Genomic DNA, 862 nt, shown 5'->3' with positions numbered 1-862 from the left:
CATGCGCCACCATACTCGGAGTCAGGAGTATGAAAATAATAAAAATTCGGGCACGGTCGCGATCGGGACGGTCCGGGGGCGCTCCCCCCGCGACCGGTATGTTTTTACAAATATACTCGGATGTGAGTTGTATGTGTTCTCTCCGACGTCGCACCGTCGACCACACGCCGGCTTCGCGCGAGGAGCGATCCACACCGAGTCATCGCGGCGCGTCTCCCCGCCGATGACCTCCGGAGGGGACGCCGCAGACCCGGATCGGTCCTGGTGGAAGGAGAGCGTCGTCTACCAGATCTACCCGCGGAGCTTCAACGATTTTGACGGCGACGGGATCGGCGACCTCCGTGGGATCACGCAGAAGGCCGACTACCTCGACGAGCTGGGAATCGACGTCGTCTGGCTCTGTCCGGTGTACGACTCGCCGCAGGAGGACAACGGCTATGACATTCGAGACTACCGCGCGATCGACCCGGAGTTCGGCACGATGGCCGACTGGGAAGCGCTTCGAGACGCGCTTCACGACCGCGACGTCCGCCTCGTGATGGACCTCGTCGTCAACCACACTTCCGCGGAACACGAGTGGTTCCGGCGGTCGCGACGCGAGGAAGCGGGGTACGAGGACTACTACCACTGGGTGGAGGGCTCCCCCGACGAACCGCCGAACAACTGGGAGTCGTTCTTCGGCGGCTCGGCGTGGAGCTACGACGAGACCCGCGGCGCGTGGTACCTCCACCTTTTCCACGGGAACCAGCCGGACCTGAACTGGCGGAACCCTCGGGTCCGCGAGTCCGTCACGGAGCTGATCCGGTGGTGGCTGGACAAGGACGTCGACGGCTTCCGGATGGACGCCCTGAACCTCCTCTCG

At 64.0% G+C, this 862-nt stretch carries 1 protein-coding gene; it reads left to right on the top strand.

Features of this window, described 5'->3' with window-relative positions; all coding sequences use genetic code 11:
* Positions 1-223: 223 nt before the first annotated feature.
* Positions 224-862, top strand: a 639-nt coding sequence (locus EXE44_RS17315; protein WP_241991879.1) for an alpha-amylase family glycosyl hydrolase, incomplete at its 3' end; no start/stop codon positions are given.

It is taken from the genome of Halorubrum sp. SS7, from assembly GCF_005435055.1.
GTDB lineage: Archaea > Halobacteriota > Halobacteria > Halobacteriales > Haloferacaceae > Halorubrum > Halorubrum salinarum.
This window is presented reverse-complemented; position numbering and strand designations above follow the sequence as displayed.